Origin of the sequence: Epilithonimonas hispanica, from assembly GCF_003385395.1 — a bacterium.
GTDB lineage: Bacteria > Bacteroidota > Bacteroidia > Flavobacteriales > Weeksellaceae > Epilithonimonas > Epilithonimonas hispanica.
Genome location: NZ_QNUG01000003.1, coordinates 100644 through 118996 on the forward strand (window position 1 = coordinate 100644; position 18353 = coordinate 118996).

20 protein-coding genes and 1 tRNA gene are annotated in these 18353 nt (G+C 34.6%); 7 read left to right on the top strand and 14 right to left on the bottom strand.

Annotated elements, in window-relative coordinates:
• Positions 1-10: 10 nt before the first annotated feature.
• Complete coding sequence (locus DRF58_RS01915) at positions 11-3049, bottom strand: SusC/RagA family TonB-linked outer membrane protein (protein WP_116032195.1); 3039 nt, start codon at positions 3047-3049, stop codon at positions 11-13.
• Between the two features lie 574 nt (positions 3050-3623).
• Between DRF58_RS01915 and DRF58_RS01920 the strand changes: the two genes are divergently transcribed.
• Positions 3624-3977, top strand: a complete 354-nt coding sequence (locus DRF58_RS01920) for a transposase (RefSeq protein ID WP_116032197.1) — start codon at positions 3624-3626, stop codon at positions 3975-3977.
• 15 nt (positions 3978-3992) lie between these two features.
• On the opposite strand, the gene DRF58_RS18330 is transcribed toward DRF58_RS01920, so the two are convergent.
• From DRF58_RS18330 to DRF58_RS01940, 5 genes are all read right to left on the bottom strand, one after another.
• On the bottom strand, positions 3993-4157 hold the full coding sequence (locus DRF58_RS18330) for a hypothetical protein (protein WP_157966695.1): 165 nt from the start codon (positions 4155-4157) through the stop codon (positions 3993-3995).
• A gap of 123 nt (positions 4158-4280) precedes the next feature.
• Positions 4281-4367: transfer RNA gene (locus DRF58_RS01925), tRNA-Ser, on the bottom strand.
• A 44-nt stretch (positions 4368-4411) separates the two neighbouring features.
• A complete protein-coding gene (locus tag DRF58_RS01930) occupies positions 4412-5431 on the bottom strand; it encodes an asparaginase (protein WP_116032199.1) in 1020 nt (339 codons plus the stop codon).
• A gap of 229 nt (positions 5432-5660) precedes the next feature.
• Complete coding sequence (locus tag DRF58_RS01935) at positions 5661-6617, bottom strand: D-2-hydroxyacid dehydrogenase (RefSeq protein ID WP_185144526.1); 957 nt, start codon at positions 6615-6617, stop codon at positions 5661-5663.
• Positions 6618-6818: 201 nt separating this feature from the next.
• Positions 6819-7220 carry an LNS2 domain-containing protein gene (locus tag DRF58_RS01940; RefSeq protein ID WP_116032202.1) on the bottom strand — a complete coding sequence of 134 codons (402 nt, stop codon included), beginning with the start codon at positions 7218-7220 and terminating at the stop codon, positions 6819-6821.
• 235 nt (positions 7221-7455) lie between these two features.
• Here DRF58_RS01940 and DRF58_RS01945 point away from each other — a divergent pair, with 235 nt between their 5' ends.
• The 4 genes from DRF58_RS01945 (at position 7456) to DRF58_RS01960 (ending at position 10083) form a co-directional block, all read left to right on the top strand.
• Positions 7456-8847 (top strand): APC family permease, encoded by a 1392-nt coding sequence (locus DRF58_RS01945; RefSeq protein ID WP_116032203.1) that lies wholly within the window; start codon positions 7456-7458, stop codon positions 8845-8847.
• Positions 8848-9013: 166 nt separating this feature from the next.
• Complete coding sequence (locus DRF58_RS01950; RefSeq protein WP_245955346.1) at positions 9014-9490, top strand: HD domain-containing protein; 477 nt, start codon at positions 9014-9016, stop codon at positions 9488-9490.
• A 52-nt stretch (positions 9491-9542) separates the two neighbouring features.
• Complete coding sequence (locus tag DRF58_RS01955) at positions 9543-9791, top strand: type II toxin-antitoxin system ParD family antitoxin (protein WP_116032208.1); 249 nt, start codon at positions 9543-9545, stop codon at positions 9789-9791.
• Positions 9784-10083, top strand: a complete 300-nt coding sequence (locus DRF58_RS01960; protein WP_116032210.1) for a type II toxin-antitoxin system RelE/ParE family toxin — start codon at positions 9784-9786, stop codon at positions 10081-10083. Before DRF58_RS01955 ends, DRF58_RS01960 begins: the two co-directional genes overlap by 8 nt.
• Here the strand turns inward: DRF58_RS01960 and pheA are convergent.
• The 8 genes from pheA to gldB all read right to left on the bottom strand — a co-directional run bounded on the left by pheA (position 10080) and on the right by gldB (position 16797).
• Positions 10080-10928: a prephenate dehydratase gene (pheA, locus tag DRF58_RS01965; protein WP_116032212.1), complete on the bottom strand. Its 849-nt coding sequence runs from the start codon at positions 10926-10928 to the stop codon at positions 10080-10082. The genes DRF58_RS01960 and pheA overlap by 4 nt on opposite strands.
• 156 nt (positions 10929-11084) lie before the next feature.
• Positions 11085-11873 carry a DUF2490 domain-containing protein gene (locus DRF58_RS01970; RefSeq protein WP_116032215.1) on the bottom strand — a complete coding sequence of 263 codons (789 nt, stop codon included), beginning with the start codon at positions 11871-11873 and terminating at the stop codon, positions 11085-11087.
• A gap of 59 nt (positions 11874-11932) precedes the next feature.
• Entirely contained in the window at positions 11933-12376 is a 444-nt protein-coding gene (locus DRF58_RS01975; protein WP_116032217.1) for a hypothetical protein, read from the bottom strand.
• A gap of 33 nt (positions 12377-12409) precedes the next feature.
• Entirely contained in the window at positions 12410-13480 is a 1071-nt protein-coding gene (locus DRF58_RS01980; protein WP_206605211.1) for an endonuclease/exonuclease/phosphatase family protein, read from the bottom strand.
• 9 nt (positions 13481-13489) lie between these two features.
• Complete coding sequence (locus tag DRF58_RS01985; protein ID WP_116032220.1) at positions 13490-13987, bottom strand: GNAT family N-acetyltransferase; 498 nt, start codon at positions 13985-13987, stop codon at positions 13490-13492.
• 102 nt (positions 13988-14089) lie between these two features.
• Positions 14090-15241: a cystathionine gamma-synthase gene (locus DRF58_RS01990; RefSeq protein ID WP_116032223.1), complete on the bottom strand. Its 1152-nt coding sequence runs from the start codon at positions 15239-15241 to the stop codon at positions 14090-14092.
• Between the two features lie 94 nt (positions 15242-15335).
• A complete protein-coding gene (gene gldC, locus DRF58_RS01995; RefSeq protein ID WP_089768268.1) occupies positions 15336-15662 on the bottom strand; it encodes a gliding motility protein GldC in 327 nt (108 codons plus the stop codon).
• A gap of 151 nt (positions 15663-15813) precedes the next feature.
• Positions 15814-16797, bottom strand: coding sequence for a gliding motility lipoprotein GldB (gene gldB, locus DRF58_RS02000; protein ID WP_116032225.1), 984 nt, complete (start codon positions 16795-16797; stop codon positions 15814-15816).
• Between the two features lie 75 nt (positions 16798-16872).
• Between gldB and nadE the strand changes: the two genes are divergently transcribed.
• On the top strand, positions 16873-17664 hold the full coding sequence (gene nadE, locus DRF58_RS02005) for an NAD(+) synthase (protein ID WP_116032228.1): 792 nt from the start codon (positions 16873-16875) through the stop codon (positions 17662-17664).
• 24 nt (positions 17665-17688) lie between these two features.
• On the top strand, positions 17689-18342 hold the full coding sequence (locus DRF58_RS02010; protein WP_116032229.1) for a hypothetical protein: 654 nt from the start codon (positions 17689-17691) through the stop codon (positions 18340-18342).
• The last annotated feature ends 11 nt before the right edge of the window (positions 18343-18353 follow it).

Consider the following 18353-nt stretch of genomic DNA (forward strand, 5'->3'; position numbering starts at 1 on the left):
AGATTTAAAATTAGAAGTTAGCTTCGATACCAAATGAAACAGTTACGGGATTTGGGAAAGATCCGTATTCAAATCCTCTTGATAATAATCCATCACTAATAAAATCTGGGTCATAGCCTTTGTACTTGGTTATTGTCAGAAGATTCTGTCCAGAAGTATAGATTCTCAGTTTATTGAAAATTATTTTATCTGTAGTAAAAGTATAACCTAGTTCTAATGCTTGTAATTTGATATAATCTCCTTTTTCCACAAATCTGTTAGAAGGTCTGTTGTTATCATTAGGATTATTTTTTACTGGTCTTGGGACATTGGTATTCGTATTTTCTGGTGTCCAATAATTTAACATATCCGTAGAATGGTTTGTTAAGTCACCAATCATTAGAGAAGAATAAGTACCATTATAAATGTAATGTCCTGCCATCCCTTGCCAAAACATAGACAAATCAAAGTTCTTATAGTTCGCACTTAAATTAAGCCCAAAGGTATATTTAGGAATTGATCTACCTAAGAATGTTCTGTCATTATCATTAATAATACCATCACCATTTAGATCTTTGAATTTGATATCTCCAGGTGCTGCATTAACTTGCGTCGCATGGTTTTGAATATCTCCAGTATTTTGGAAAATACCTTCTGCAATCCATCCGTAAAGCTCACCTGCAGATCTACCAACTTCTGTTTTAGAATTAACTCCAAAAATCGGACTGTTATTATCCCCTAGTTTTAGCACCTCATTATCCAGCAATCCTAAGTTCGCATTAAAGTTAAGTTTAAGATCTCCAATATTTTGACGATAACCTAAACTAAATTCCCATCCCATATTTTTCATATCACCAGCGTTAGTCGTGATATTATTAGGTGTTCCCCCAGAGCTAAATGGTAATGGAACTGAAAGCAACATATCGTAGGACTTCTTAGAATAATACTCCGCAGAGAAATCTAATTTATTGAACAAACTAAGCTCAAGAGCCACACTAGAAGACTCTACGGTTTCCCATTTGATATTAGGATCTTTGATAGAAATAACTGTAGAACCAGGTTGCAAAACACCACCAAAAATATAATTTGCAAAAGGATTAATTGTATTTTCCCAAGAATAAACACCAATGGTATTGTTCCCGAGTCTACCCCAGCTTCCTCTTATTTTTAATAAATTAATATAATCTGGAAGGTTAATAAATTCTTCTTTGTCCAATCTCCATCCTCCAGAGAACGAGAAGTTTTCTGCGTGGTTATTACGCGGTGCAAATAATGACGATTTATCTTGGCGGAAGTTAGCTGTAAATAGATACTTTTCTTGGAAGTTATAGTTCAATCTTCCAATTACAGAGGATGTTGTAACCCTATTATTATATTCTCCTGTATCTCTTGCTGTTGCATACTCCAATTGAGCAATAGTTCCTGCCGCATAACCTACACCTCTAGACCAGTGGTTATAATAATCATCTCTTTGTTGAATCCAACCCGCCAATAAGTTGAAACTATGATCTCCTAGTTTGAAATCATAAGTCAATAGATTGTTAATAAAGGTAGTCTGCAAAGTATTATCCGAGATATCTAATTGTGCTTCGTTTGCTTCTGTAACATAATACCATCCAAGATCAGATTGCGGAACAAATAAACGATTGTGGACTGTGGTTCTATCGGCAGAAACATCTAATTTATATTTCAGACCTTTTACAATCTCATATTCTCCCCAAAAATCTCCAAGAAAACGATTTCTTTTCGTATTATTTTGAACCAATCTGTTAAATCCTAAAATATTAAGCGAAATAGCAGCTTGTGTATTAGCATCTGTTCCCCCAAAACCTCCTAGACGGTTAGGATCATACATTGGCATTGTTGGAATAGCTTGAAGAAGAGAAATCAAAATAGAACCATTATTATAGCCTGTAAAATTCTCTTTATCTGATTGTGTGTAGGAGAATTTACCTCCATATTTAAATTTGTTACCTTTTTTACCACTGAAGTTAGCATTCAAGGCATATCTTTCAAAATCTTGAGGTGTATTGAGATAAGCTGTATTTTTGAAATAATCTAAATTAATACTATAACTGATATTCTCGGATCCTCCGTTAAAATTAACCGAATGATTTTGAACATTTCCAGTGGTAAAGCCTTCTTTTTGCCAATCTGTATCTACATTATTAATATAATATGGACTATTGGGATTATTTCCAGAAAGAATTTCCAATCCAGCATTAAGATAGGATTGGTTGGTAATTTGTTGATACTGCTCACGGTTGGTAACACTTATTTTTTTAGGTGCAAACTGAAAACCATTAAGACCTTTGTAGCTAAGATTTACTTTACCTCTAGCACCTTGTTTTGTTGTGATAATTACAACTCCAGCTGCACCACGAACACCATAGATTGCAGCAGCAGAAGCATCTTTTAGAACCTGGATAGACTCTACATCACCCGGCGCAAAATCATTGGGGCTATTAACCATTACACCATCTACTACAAACAAAGGATTATTATTCGTAAAAGAAGTGATTCCTCTAATCTTCATATTAACAGTTCCACCAGGTTCGCCAGAAGACTGCATTGTAACACCTGCAACTTGACCTTGCAATTGTTTCGCAATATCATAAGTCACCGTTTTTTTAGCATCATCCATTTTCACCACAGAAACCGCTCCTGTAATATCAGACTTCTTTTGCTTACCGTAACCAATTACCACAACTTCGTCTATATTATTTACATTCTTTCTTAGTTTAATGTTAAACACTGTTTTATTTCCAACCTTTAATTCTTGAGGATCATAATCCAAAGAAGTAAAAATAAGGATGTCTTCCGGCTTTGCCGTGATTTCAAAATTTCCATCTGCATCACTCTCAACTAAGACATCAGAATTAGCAATCTTAACTGTTGCGTTGGACACAGGTTTACCGTCAGTAGTATTCACCACCGACCCTTTTATGATCTGTTGTGAATAAATAGAACTTGAGATTGTTGCAAAAAGAACAACAACTAGTTTTCGAGAGCCAGAAAATGATAAGAATCTTCCTGCTATCTTTGAAATGGAATCAATTTTTTTATTCATAAAAGGCTTACTTTATAAATGTATTTTTTACACTTCTAAATGTAATAAAAGAATTGACATAGAAAATAGGTCAAGGGTAATTTGTTAATAATTAGGGGTAATATTGTTGATGTTTTGTCTGATAAAACTAAGACTAAAAAACAAAAAAACAACTACACCAAATAAATCAACGGCATTAAAAAAAAACATTAATCAATTAATATCCAATCAATTAACCTTTTTGGAAATAAAATCAAATTTGAAAATTAACCAAATATTAAGTAAACTTTAATCATAACTTAATAGATAAATTAATTCTATTATTTTAACAAATATTTAACATTAAATTAGTAAAAATTAAGACTTGCAACTAACTTAATATTTTGTTTTGACTCAAAAAAAATTAACCAAAAAATGTAGTAAAAAGACATAAAATTGAAATTCAATATTATTATTGTAAAATTATTGATATCAAAAGGGCTTAAGGTTTTATATGATAAGCTGGATATGCAAATAATTTAAATCGTCAGCAAAAAGTAGACATTATATAATATAATAGTTAAGGCGTGTTTTCAAAAAATAATTACATTTAATTATGGAAACACCTAAAAAGAAAAGTTCCGAAAAATTAGTAAAAAACATCCGTAAAAATACAAGGAGCATCTTTACAGCCGAGCAGAAAATTTTAATCGTAATGCAAGCCATTGCCACAAGTGAAATTGGTGTTAAACGAACCCTAGAAAGCCTTGGGATTGCAAGAAGTACTTTCTACAAATGGTATCAGAAATACTTTGAAAATGGCTACGATGGCTCGGAAACATCCAAAAGAACATCTAAAAGAACATCTAAAAGACAATGGAACAGCATTCCGGAAGAACAAAAAGATCTGGTAGTAGAAATCGCTTTGAAACACCGAACTTTCCTCAAGAGAACTGGCGCACAAAACTGACAAGCAAGGTTTTTTTTATCTTATAATCAAGTGTTTACAGAATTTTAAATCAACGAGATTTAATCCCTGCACCAAATCATTTTTTACTTTCAGCAGTAAATGAGTTTTGTAAATCATCGGTAAAAATTTTGCTTCTGAGATAAGAGCAATATTTTTGTGCATTAAATCTTTGTTACTCATTTTATGTAATTGTTATTATAAATGAGCGCAAATTACTTTTGTTGTAAAATAAAAAACCCACTAAAAAAGTGGGTGTTAAAATGGGTGTAATCATTGTAATCATTTGATTTTCAATGTTTTTAGCAGAGAGGAAGGGATTCGAACCCTCGATACAGTTACCCGTATACTAGCTTTCCAGGCTAGCTCCTTCAACCACTCGGACACCTCTCTATTTGAGGTTGCAAATATAATGAAATATCTGATTACTGCAAGGATTATTGAAATTCTTCTGTAATTTCTCCACAAATATTTTCTGAGAAGACGTGAGAGAAGCTTTTTGAGTATTTTGGATTCTTCAAAATGTGCATACATTTTGTAATAGCTGACTCTGCGGTCATATCTTTTCCGCTGATTGCACCGATTTTTGTAAAAATATTACTATTGCTATATTTCCCAAAACTGATTCCTCCTGATACACATTGACTAATAACCACAATCTCAATTCCACGACTTCTTAGTTCTTGTAAAACATTTTGAGTTTTCTCGCCATTAAAAATTGTTCCTGAACCAAAAACCTGCAAAACAATGGCTTCCGGAGTTTTGAGTTCCAATAAAGATTCGAAGTTCATTCCTGGGAAGATTCTGTAGAAAAGAACATTTTCATTGAGATAAGTATCCAATTCGAATTTGCCTTTTGGTTTCCAAAGCAAATCTTTTTCAATATTAAGATGAACGCCCGACTGTCCCAAAATCGGATAATTTGGACTTTGATAAGCATCAAAGAATTCAGCAGAATATTTCAAACTTCTGTTTCCACGAAGAAGTTTATATTCAAAGTAAACAGCAACTTCTTTTATAACTGCTTCATCATTTTCATAAAGACTGGCATAATAAAGACTGGTGAGAAGATTCTCTTTCGCATCTGTCCTCAAATCTCCAATTGGCAATTGTGAACCCGTCAGAATCACCGGTTTACTAAGATTTTTTAGCATAAAACTTAACGCAGAAGCAGTATAAGACATTGTATCTGTCCCGTGAAGAATTAGAAATCCGTCAAAAGCATCATAATTTTTATGAATCCATTCTGCAATCATCCGCCATTCATTGGGTCCCATATCAGAAGAATCGACTGGCTTTTCAAAAGGATGAACAGAAACCTCGCATTCGAGAAGATTCATTTCCGGGATTCTTTTGAAAATAGTGGAAAAATCAAATGGAACAAGACTTCCTGTCGTATAATCTTTTTCCATTCCGATGGTTCCACCCGTGTATATCAATAGGACTTTTCTTTTCATAGACTAATGTTGATTCGAAAGTGAAAACTGCAGCCCGGCTTGAGCGGAAATCCTTTTTTGCTTTTTCATTAAGTTCTATTTAAACTGAAATCGTCTGCAAAAAAGATTGGGAGCGGAAGACGGATTAAGCTGCCATAAAAATTCTCAACAAAAGTAAAATTTTAATCTGAATGGGGAAAATAAAAAATGCCCGTTAAAAAACGAGCATTATTTTGATGTTTTAGTTAAATTATTTAACCAAAAGGATACTTGCGATCTGATTTGCCAACTCAGTTCCGATTCTGTCCTGAGCTTCTTCCGTAGCCGCACCGGTGTGAGGCGTCAAAGAGATTTTTGGATGCGTCAGGATTTTTTCAGAAGGCGTTGGTTCGTTCTCGAAAACATCAAGACCTGCAAACGCCAATTTCCCAGAATCCAAAGCTTCTATCAAAGCTTCTTCATCTATTACTCCACCTCTAGCACAGTTGACAATAGCTGCGCCAGTTTTCATTTTTTCCAATTCTGCTTTTCCAATGATAGGACCATTCTGAGCAGGAACGTGAAGTGTGATAAAATCCGAATGCTGAATCAACTGCTCCAACGGCTCTGTTTCTATTTCCACGTTGATATATTGCTGGTTGTAGAAATCTACACGTACACTTGCTTTTCCGATTCTTGTATCGGAAGCAATCACTTTCATTCCCAAACCAAGGGCAATTCTTGCAACTTCCTGTCCGATTCTTCCGATTCCTACGATTCCGATAGTTTTACCTCTCAGTTCAATTCCAGCTTCGTATTTTTTCTTCAATTTTGCGAACTCAGTATTACCTTTTACAGGCATTTGTCTGTTAGAATCCTGAAGAAATCTGCTTCCAGAGAAAAGATGTGCAAATACCAATTCCGCCACAGATTCCGAAGATGCTGCAGGTGTATTGATTACGTGTTTTCCTTTTTCTCTAGCATAAGCCACTTCGATGTTGTCCATTCCAACACCACCTCTACCGATGATTTCCAGACTTGGGCAATTATCTACCATTTCCTTCGTCACTTTCGTTGCACTTCTTACAAGCAAAACCTTCACTTGATATTCATTAATGTATGTGATCAGATTTTCCTGAGCTACTTTATCAGTAATTACCTCGAATCCATTTTCTTTTAGCGCGTCTATTCCAGATTGTGTCAATCCGTCATTAGCAAGTACTTTCATTATAAATTGTATGTTTTTTGAAGAACAGAATCTGTTCAATAATTAATTGGTTTAGGAGCTTAATCCCGCTTTCCGCTATATCTTTTTCTTTTTTAGCAAAAAAAGAAAAAGGATGTCGCTGCAATCGGGGCTAGGGGTTTTGTCATCAAATCAAAAATTCCCGAAAGTTTGAGGCTCGGGAATTTTTAATTTAAAATATTTTTAGTCACGGAAAACCTCTATGGTTACTTGTTTTTCAACCAAATCCGTGAATTTTCCTTTGTATCTTGTTGCGCGTACAAGGTGGTTGTCTATCCAGTGATAGTTTCCACCTCTTGGTTTCCCTAAGAGAACGCTGTGGTATTTGAAACCGTGTTTGTTCAACCAAGTTTCTGTAATTTCTCTCAAATCTTCTGTTCTGGAAGTGAAGAAACAAATCTGATGACCCTCGTCATACCATTTATTAATGGTCGCCAAAGCATCCGGAAAAGGCTCGCAAGTTACCATTCTCTCTGGTTCTTCGTTAGGAACATCTTCGGTAATTGTACCATCGATATCGATAAGATAATTCTTTACATCGCCTTTCAGCATTGGGCTCAGATGTTCTATGTATTCTAATTCCATAATTTGTTAAAATTGAAGTTGCAAAATTATATATTTCTATTCAGACTAACAAATTATTACAAAAAGCTTAATAAAAGATTCATTTTATAATATAATTTAAAGAAAATTATCCTTTTAGTTTTACCACAATCACTTATCAACCTAAAATTTTTCAGTTGATTAGACTTTTAAACACAAAAAAATCACCTAAAAAACTTATCACATCTTTTTATATATTTGATTAATAATAAAAACTATGGAGAAAAAACTCAAACTTTGGGACGCGGTGATGATTGTAATGGGCTCAATGATAGGAAGCGGAATTTTTATCGTAAGCGCAGACATTATGCGAAATCTCGGTTCTGGTCATTGGCTGATTGTCGTTTGGTTGATTACGGCTGTAATGACCGTTGCAGCAGCAATAAGTTATGGCGAATTATCAGCAATGTTCCCGAAAGCAGGCGGACAATATACTTACATCACAGAGATTTTTGGTAAACCAATGGGATTTCTTTACGGTTGGGGAATGTTCACCGTCATCCAAACAGGAACAATTGCCGCAGTTGCGGTGGCTTTCGGCAAATTTACAGCTTATCTTGTGCCGAGTCTCAATGATGCGGCTCCGATTTTCCAAAGTGGCGAATTTAAAATCACGTGGATTCAGATTCTGGCGATTGTTGTGATTTTGTTTTTGACATTTGTGAATACGAAAGGCGTTCAGTTTGGGAAAATTCTCCAAAATGTTTTTACCTCATCCAAAATCATTGCGCTTCTTGGTTTGATTGTTCTTGGTTTTGTCTTGATTTCTCAATCTAATTGGAATTCTAATATGAGTTTCGGCTGGGACGCTTTCCAAAACCTGAAACAAACCGAATGGAAAAGTATTTCTGGTGCTACTCTTGTTGGTGGAATTGCTGCCGCAATGGTTGGTTCGGTTTTCAGTTCTGTGGCTTGGGAAAATGTGACTTTTATCTCCGGTGAAATCGAAAATCCAAAGAAAAACGTTGTAAAGGCAATGATTTTAGGAACTTCGGCTGTGATGATTCTTTATCTTTTAGTGAATTTTGTTTACCTTAACGCACTCGGCAGAGATTCTATCGCTTTTGCTACAAATGACCGAGTTGCTGTTGCTGCTGCCGAAAAAATGTTCGGAAATGCAGGAACAATTATCATTGCTATTCTTGTGATGATTTCGACTTTTGGTTGTGTGAACGGTATTGTTCTCGCTGGCGCAAGAGTTTTCCAGACAATGGCAAAAGACGGATTATTCCTGAAATCTGCAGTTGAAAATAATAAAAACGGCGTACCTGCAAAATCTCTTTGGATGCAAGGGATTTGGGCAAGTTTGCTTTGTCTTAGCGGACAATACGGCGATTTGCTGGATATGATTTCATTTGTAATTGTTTTGTTTTATATGATTACAGTTTTTGGTGTAATTTACCTAAGAATCAAAAAACCTGAACTGGAAAGAGGCTACAAAACATTTCTTTATCCTTTCACACCTATTCTTTATCTTTTGATTGGTACAGGATTTTGTATTCTGTTATTTATCTACAAACCACAATATACGTGGCCTGGATTGGGATTGATTTTGCTTGGGTTGCCGGTTTATTTTTTTATTAATAAGAAAAATGAAAGCAAATTGTAGATGTGGAAAATGCCATCAGAATGACTATTAATCTCAATTACATTTTTTTGATTTAGTCTCAAATTTTTGCGACGACGAAAAACTGAAACTTAATTATTGGAAAGAGCTAGAACAATCTTATTCTCAGAAAAGCAGAAAATATCACAATCTCATTCATCTTGAGAATATGATTCTTGAATTGGAAGAAGTGAAAGATAAAATTTCAAATTATCATTGCATACTTTTTTCCATTTTCTATCACGATATTATTTACAAAGCGACATCAAAAGATAACGAAGAAAAAAGTGCAGAATTAGCAAAAACAAGACTGGAAAAACTGAATATTCCGAGTGAAAAAATAACTAGGATTTACAATCAAATTCTTGCAACAAAGTCACACAAAAAAAGTAAAGATTCTGACACTAATTTTCTTCTTGATGCAGATTTAGCAATTCTCGGTCAAGATTGGGAAATGTATGAAAATTACACTCAACAAATCAGAAAGGAATATTCAATCTATCCTGACTTTATGTATAAACCTGGTCGCAAAAAAGTCTTGACTCATTTCCTTGAATTTGATGAGATTTTCAAAACAGATTACTTTAAAGAAAAGTATGAAGTAAATGCGAGATTAAATATTCAAAGAGAGTTAAGCAAAAAATAAATTTTGTTTGTTACCAAAATTTGGTAACTTTGATTTAGAATAAAAAATTAAAATGGGACGTAATACATCCGTTTCTTTAGGAAATCATTTTGAAGATTTTGTGGATGAAAAAATTTCACAAGGGAGATTCAAGAATGCAAGTGAAGTGATTCGTGCGGGATTAAGACTTTTGGAAGAAGAGGAAAATAAATTACAATTCCTTAAAAATGCAATCAAAGAAGGCACCGAAAGTGGGATTGCAAAAGATTTTGAACCAAAAAATCATCTTGCATCTTTAAAAGCCAAAATTAAAAATGGCTAAATATTTGTTCACGAACAAAGCTGTCAATGACCTTTCCAATATTTATGAATATACTTATCACTTTTGGTCAGAAAATCAAGCTGATAAATATTATGAAGAACTAATTAGCTTCTGTGAAATGCTTTCAGAAAACCCGAATATTGGTAAAAATTATAAAGAAATTGCTTCTGACATTTTTGGATTTCTTGCTAATCGACATATTATCTTTTACCGAATTTTAAATGTCAATGAAATAGAAATTACAAGAATTATTAGCGCTAATATGGATTTGAAATCAAGAATAAAAGATTAAGATTCCAACAAAAACTCCTTATAATTCCCCAAAAACTTAACATCTGCGCCAATTGCTCTCAATTCATCAATCGAATTGATATAAAGAACATTGTTCCAATCTCCGACAACAGTTACAAAAAAGAAATAGTTACCGAGTTTGGTTTTCAAAGTTCGGGATTCGATTTTGCTAAGGTTCATATTTCGCCACGCAAAAACCGATAAAACCTGATGCAGTCCTCCAGCGTGGTCTTCGGGAAGCGTAATCAAAAGCCCGGTTTTCTTTCCTGAACTGTTCAAATCGCTATCAAAACTTTCATCACTTTTCGAAATCACAATGAATCTCGTATGATTCTCTTCAACATCGTGAATGTTATCATTAATGATTTTCAGACCGTATAATTCCGCAGCAAATTTGTTGGCAACAGCCGCAATTTTCCGGTCAGGATTTTCAGAAACCCGTTTTGCAGCCGCAGCCGTAGAAGTAAAATCTTGTTTTGTAACTTCGGGATAATTATGATTTAAAAAATGAAAACTTTGTGCAAGAGCCTGCGGATGAGAATAGATTTTCTCAATTTCAGTATCATTTTCTTGATTTGGATGAATCATCAAATGATGCGCAATCGGCATTACAGCTTCCGCTTCAACTCTGATTTCCGGCGTTTGATAAAGATAATCCAAAGTCATAGAAACCGTTCCTTCTATAGAGTTTTCCAAAGGAACAACCGCTTTATCCACTTCATTATTCTGAACCGCCAAAAAGCAATCCAAAATATTGGCTTTCGGAATCAATTCTTCGTTTGGGAATAATTGAGTCGCGGTCAACTGCGTAAAAGAGGCTTCGGGTCCTAAGAATGCTATTTTCATTTTGCGAAATTAAAGAATTTTTGAACCACAAAAGTCACAAAAGATATCGAAAAACAAAAATTTACTGAAGATTACAAAAGTTAAAACTTTAAAACAGATTCTTTTTTGAACTTTTGACAGACTTAAAAATGACAATAGCTTTTGTGCCTTTTGTCGTTAATCAGCTTTCTTAGAAAAATCAAAATTAAAATTTGCACTTACGATAAAACCATTGTTATACTGGAACACATTTTTACCTTCCACTTCCCTTCCCAACTGTACAATCTGATTCAGATAACCACCTTCTACTCTCAACAAATCATTGAATTTATAACCTAACAACACTCCGATTCTATTTTGGTCAAAAATATTCTCAACAACATTTTTTCCAAAGCCAATCATTACCTCATCATAAACCGCAACATAAGGCGTTTTCTCAACAATCAAAGTTCCTTTCAAAGGCATTTGCAAACGAATCATATAACGAGCTCTGTTCATAAAAGGAAACTCATCTTCCGAAGTGAGATTAGCATTAGAATATCTCCCAACCCAGCGCTGTTCCAACATAAAACGGTGTGACAAATCGATTTTCCCAATCTTGTCGGTCACCGTTGCCATTTCGTAAATTCTATGCTCCGTGAAATCTTTTCCCATTCCGTTCAATGGAATTTCACCATAAGGAAAAGTCTCTGCCCAAGCGTAACCAAGTCGTAATTGCAGATTCGGGTTTGCCTGAAAATTGATTCCCAAACGTAAAAGACTCTGCTGCCAGGTTGTGATATAATCATTTCTCCTCCACTGATATTCGGTATGGATGGAGAATTTTGAATCTAATTTAAACGTTCCGTTGTAAGCGTACCAGCCAATATTATTGTGATTGCTTATTCGGTTTTGTGCGGACAATGAATTTGAAATTAAAACCAGAAATAATGCGCTAAAGAATAATTTTGCTTTAGTGAAAACCATATTAAAATGTTATCGATTTCTACAAAACTAACGATTCAGAAAGGGAAAAGCAAATGACTTTAATTCGTTTCTATGCTAATTGCAGGAACTTTATAATTATTGAATTTCTTGTCAGGCTGTAGAATTCTGGCTTTTTTCAGAAGGTCTTCTGCAATTAGAATCGATTGGTTGTGAACTTCGATATCATTTAGAAAAAACCTTGATTCTGATGTAAGATTCAATTTTGTTTTAGCTTCAGCAATGGTTACTTTTTTGATAGTTTGAGGCTTTTTCATTACAATATTAATCAAACCATTTTTCACGAGGTCGTCATATTGTTCGATTTGCGAAAACGGCGATTTGTAAACTTGAACACTTTGAATTTCTTCTGGATTGAAACTGTGAAGCAACACATTAGAAACAATTACATTATCAACAATATAAATCGGATTAACGTCAGATTTCTGGGCAAAAGAAAATTGAACACAAAAGAAAACTGCGAAAGCCAGAATTAGCTTTTTCATAAATTTTGGATTTAAAGAACTAAATTAAGAATTTTAATTGGCGTCGCCTTTTTCGATACCTTCTTCAATTTTTTCAACAACCCCTTCTTTTTCTTCTTGTGAAATTTCGAATTGGTCTTCTTTATCCTCATTTCTCACCACCAGTGAAATCCAAATCGGGAAATGGTCAGAATCCACAGATTTCATTCTTTTCATATCAACCAATCGGAAATGTGGACTTACGAAAAAATGGTCAAGAGGCCAACGAAGAAACCAATATTTGGCGTGAAACGTATTGTACATTCCTCGTCCACGTCGCGGATCGAGCATTCCACTGGATTTTAGAAATAACTTGGTGGTTCTGGACCAGGCGACATCATTCAGGTCTCCAAAAACAATGGCTGGTTTTCCAAATTCCTCTGCCTTTTCGCCCACCAGAAGAATCTCGGCATCACGTTCTGTACTTTCAGGATTTTCCTGTGGCACAGGCGGTGTTGGATGAATTCCATATAAACGAACGATGTCATTATTATATTCCAAATCCGCTACAATAGACGGAATATCGTCATCAATCAAATAATTGATTTCCTGATTTTTAATCGGGAATTGGCTGTAAAATAGAAGTCCATAAGTGTTTGGCAAAGGAACTTCAATTTTATGAGGATAACTATCTGTAGCCGATTTCAGAGCGTTTTTCCATTCTTCATCAGTCTCCAAGAAAAACAAAACAGACGGATTATTTTCGTTAACTAAATCAATTAATTTCTGATAATTATTATTGTACTGATAAACATTGCAAACCAAAATATCCAAAGGTTTTTCACCGGAATTTGGTTTAATTTTATCAATCATTGTTTTTCCAAATTTTGTGTAAGGAAGAATGATATAAAATAAATAAAATGACAAAATGATCTCCGAAAAAAGAAGAACCTGATCATAAATCGTTGGATTTTCAAAAGTAAAAAACCAAACTAAAATGAGAACCAACAGAATGATAAACTTCTGAAAACGTGGATAATCAAAAACTCTGAAAGTCCAATATGTATTTTTAATCGCCGGCATCAGAACCGATAAAATCGCCAAAACCGAAATGCTCCAATACAAATAAGACGTCCAGTGTTCCATTCAATCAATTTATTCTTTAATATTTTTTCCGAGGATAATCAGACTTCGTTTTTCGCCGTCCAATTCGGCAATATTTTTGAGATTTGCCCATAATTTAAAACCGAATTTCTCAAACAAAGTCAAACTCGGAAGGTTATGTGCGAAGATAAATGCGAGAAGATTTTCGATTCCAAGGTCGTGAGATTTTTCGATGGCATACTCCAGAATCAATCTGCCCAAACCTTTTCCTCGATATTTTTCATCAATATAAATACTGATTTCTGCAGTTTTCTGATAAGCCGGTCTTCCGTAGAAATCCTGAAAACTTACCCAGCCAACGGTATTTTTCTCCGAATCCAAAACCATCCAAAGCGGACGAAATTCAGAATTATGCTGATGAAACCAGTCGATTTTGCTCTCGACAGAAACAGGTTCCAAATCAGCAGTAACCAATCGCGATGCAACCGTAGAATTGTAAATTTCCACAATCTTAGGAAGGTCATCTAAAGTCGCATCACGAAAAGTCATAGTTTATTATTTGTTAAACTGTTGATTTGTTAAACTGTAAAATCATAAAATTGATTAATCTCAAAACTGCAAAACGATTTTACAAATCAACAATTTTACGATTTAAATAATTGAGTTAAACGCTTGTTCCAAATCAGCAATCAAATCTTCTGCATCTTCGATTCCGACACTTAATCTTACCAAGTCATCAGTAATTCCAAGAACAGCTCTTTTATCTTCAGGAATTGAAGCGTGTGTCATCATCGCAGGAAGATTCGCCAACGATTCTACTCCGCCCAAAGATTCTGCCAAAGTGAAAACTTTGATATTTTCTAAGAATTTAATGGCATCTTCTTTTTTTCCAGACTTGAACGTGAAAGAAACCATTCCACCAAATTCTGTCATTTGTCTTGTTGCCAAATCATATTGCGGATGAGACGACAATCCCGGATAATAAATCTTTTCTACCAAAGAATGATTTTCAAGAAATTTAGCGATTTCGAAACCGTTGTCAGAATGTCTTTGCATTCTAAGCGCCAAAGTTTTGATTCCTCTCAAGACCAAATAAGAATCGTGAGGACCTAAAATTCCACCGCTCGCAAACTGAATGAAATGTAATTTCTCTCCTAATTCAACATCTTTTGCAATCAAAGCGCCGGCAATCACATCAGAATGTCCGCCTAAATATTTAGTCGCAGAATGCATCACAATATCAGCTCCCAAATCCAACGGTTTCTGAATATAAGGTGTTGCAAATGTATTATCAACAGCAACCAAAATATCTTTGCCTTTTACGGCATCAGCTACCATTTTGATGTCTACCAATTTCATCAATGGATTGGTTGGTGTTTCAAGCCAGATTAATTTAGTTTTATCAGTAATAACACTTTCTAATTCTTCGACATTATCAAAACCGATGAATGTAAATTTCAACTGATATTTCTCGAATAATCTGGTGAACATTCTGTAAGAGCCTCCATAAAGGTCATCTACAGCAATTACTTCGTCGCCAGGACTTAGCAATTTCAAAACACAATCAATCGCTGCCAAACCAGAACCGAAAGCTAAACCTCTAGCTCCGTTTTCTATGCTTGCCAAAGAATCTTCCAAAGCTTGTCTCGTAGGATTTGCTCCTCTGGAATATTCGTAACCAGAAAGTAATTGTCCCGGACTTTTTTGTGCAAATGTTGATGTCAAAAATACAGGAACGTTCACTGCTCCAGTTGCAGGCTCGTGGTGTTGCCCACCGTGTATCACTTTTGTATTGAATTTCATATTGTCGATTTGTTAATTTGTTGATTTGTAAAATCGATGATTCGCTAATTTGTTAATCTTATAAAACGATTTTACAATTTCACAGTTTTACGATTTACATTTTTATCGCAGACTTCACAGCAAATTCCTCAGCCATTTCTCCAATCCATTGTGCGACATCTTCTTCGCTAGTTGCTCTTTCGTAAGTGTGTCCAATGGAAACTAAGATTTGATGAAAGAATCTTTTCATTTCGTCAACAGGCATATCTTTTGTCCAAAGGTCGATTCTAAGCGCTTCCATAGCTTTGCTATCCCAAACGGAAATCATCGCAGCTTTAGTTTCTTGTCTTTTGATGCCGCCGTCTTCGGCTTTCCAAAACATTTTTTCCGGAACGTGATTATCGTCCAATTCTACATCTATAACGATTTTTGTCTTTTTCATTGATTTTATTCCTAATATATTAAGTGATATTTATTCTAATTTTAAACGCAAAGTCCGCAAAGTTTTTTTTTCCTAATTGAAAATATTTTTAAGATTCGCGAAGGCGCTCCGCTCAGCAAAAAATTAAATTATTTAAAAAACTCTCAAAACTCTATTTCGGTCTGTATTCAGAAGCATTGAAAATCTCCGTTGCATTTTTCTTTAAAAACACCGGTAATTTTTCTTCCGGATGAGCTTTCAAATAATGTTTGCAAATCTGCCAACCTGTCCAAATGGCGATTTGTGGAGAGCTTTCTCTATCAACTTCTGTATAGAATTTTGAAAATGGTCCGGGTGTAATGAATCTTTCAGAAAGATTTGGATCTGCACTGAAAAGCAAATCATTTTCAACAAAATAGTTCCAGATATTAGCTTCGTTAGCAACCGCCCAACCGTATTGAGCTTTTGTATAATTTATTTTTAGATAATCCGGAACATTTGGTAAAAATGCGTCTTGAAGAATCTGAATTTTTCCTTGGTAAACAATTTGATCCAAAAACTTCTGCTGATCGATTGGAGCAGGAACTAATCTGGACGCAAAAAACATAGAAATCTTTGGAACTAAATTTTGTGGATTCATAGATTTTTGAAAATATAAATCCAGACCTTTATAATTCTTATTGCCGTCTCCCATAAAACCTGTCATATCAACAAAAAGCATATTCTGATCTTCTCTCAGAAAAATCGGATCCGTTACATTTTGTGGATCAACAACCGATGAATAAAGATAAATATGAGGAGGAACAAAATTTGGAAAGTAATTTTTGATGTGTGAGAAAAGATCAACTAAATCTTTATTCAATTTTGTTTTATCAATCTTAGAAATCGCTTCTTTATAAATGCGAACTTCCATTGTATCTTTTCTTCTATTCTCGTAATCTGCATCAGGAACAGAACCCTGAAACCAAGGATATTTGGCCTTGAAATCTTCCAAACTTACTTTAGAATCATAGAATTCACCTGACAAATCTGTGATCTCCAATTTTTTGACAGGATTTTTAATTTCTACATCCCATTGGTTTTCATTTTCTTTTTTACAGGAACTCAATCCAAAAACTAAAACCGAAGAAATCGTGATATATCGGAAAAACTTCATTATTTTTACATTAAGATTTTCGAAAAAGCAAAAATAACGCTTTAAATCTTGAATCAAGAATTTTAACAAAATATTATGCAGACACAAAAAGTAATCGATCATATTGTCAACTGGTTAAAAGATTATGCAACCAAAGCGAATTCAAAAGGTTTTGTAGTAGGTGTTTCCGGAGGAATAGATTCCGCAGTGGTTTCAACTTTGGCAGCGAAAACGGGATTACAAACTTTGGTTTTGGAAATGCCAATCCGTCAAAAAGCCGATCAGGTGGACAGAGCCCAAGATCACATCGAATTTTTAAAATCAAATTTCTCTAATGTAGAAGGTTTCCGAGTTGATTTGACACCAACATTTGAATCTTTTGAAAAAACAACGGACGGTTACAAAGACGATTCTCCAAATAAAAATCTTGCGGAAGCCAACACAAGATCCAGATTGAGAATGGTTACACTATACTATTATGGTCAAATCAACGGACTTTTGGTAACGGGAACCGGAAATAAGGTTGAAGATTTCGGCGTTGGATTCTTTACAAAATATGGCGACGGCGGTGTTGACATCTCTCCTATTGCAGATCTTTATAAAACTCAAGTTTATGAGATTGCAAAAGAATTAGGTATCCTTGAAAGCATTCAACAAGCAAAACCAACAGACGGACTTTGGGAAGTTGACAGGACAGACGAAGATCAAATTGGCGCCACTTATCCTGAACTGGAATGGGCAATGGAGCAACAATTGAGCGGAAAAACAGCTCAGGATTTTGAAGGAAGAGAAAAAGAAGTGATGACCATTTATTTGAGGTTCAACAAGGCAACTCAACATAAGATGAACCCAATTCCTGTTTGTGAGATTCCTGTTGAATTGAAATAGAATTTAATTCAAACAAATATTAATATGAAACTTAGAAATCTATTTGCGATCTCAATAGGTTTAGCTTTTTCATCGATTGCTTATTCTCAAGAAACCAAGACCGAAGAAACTGCTGCTTCTGCTCCGGTGGAAGTGATCGACAGACTCAATATTCCTGGACCTTTGACTTTTAATGAAAACGAATATTTCTTGACTTGGAGTAAACAGAATTCTGCAACTTGGGCGCAACAGCAATATATCCTGAGAGATGATGATTTCAAAAATTATAAAGAACTCATTAACATCTCTTATTTCGATAAAGAAATTGACATTGACAATGCTGCAAAACAAAAAGTTGAATATGTTGAGAAGAGAAAAGAAAGAACTCAGGACAAATATTCCTTTGTAAATGTAACCGAAAGTCCCGATGGTAAAGAAATCATTGTGGATTATCTCGTCACAGTTGTTCCTCAGGAAGGCGAATCTTATGCAGAATATAACATTGATAGATTCAAAAATTTTCATACTAATGAAAAAAAATCTTTCTTGATTTTTTCTTATTCTAAAAGAATTGCTGGTGAATTGAAATACTCTAGCAAAGCTTTGTCCAAAGAAAGAAGCCAACTAATGGAAGCTGTTATCACAACTGCAATTCCTGTTGTAACCTATAAACCAACTGCGGTAGAAGCAAAGAAATAAATTTTATTAAA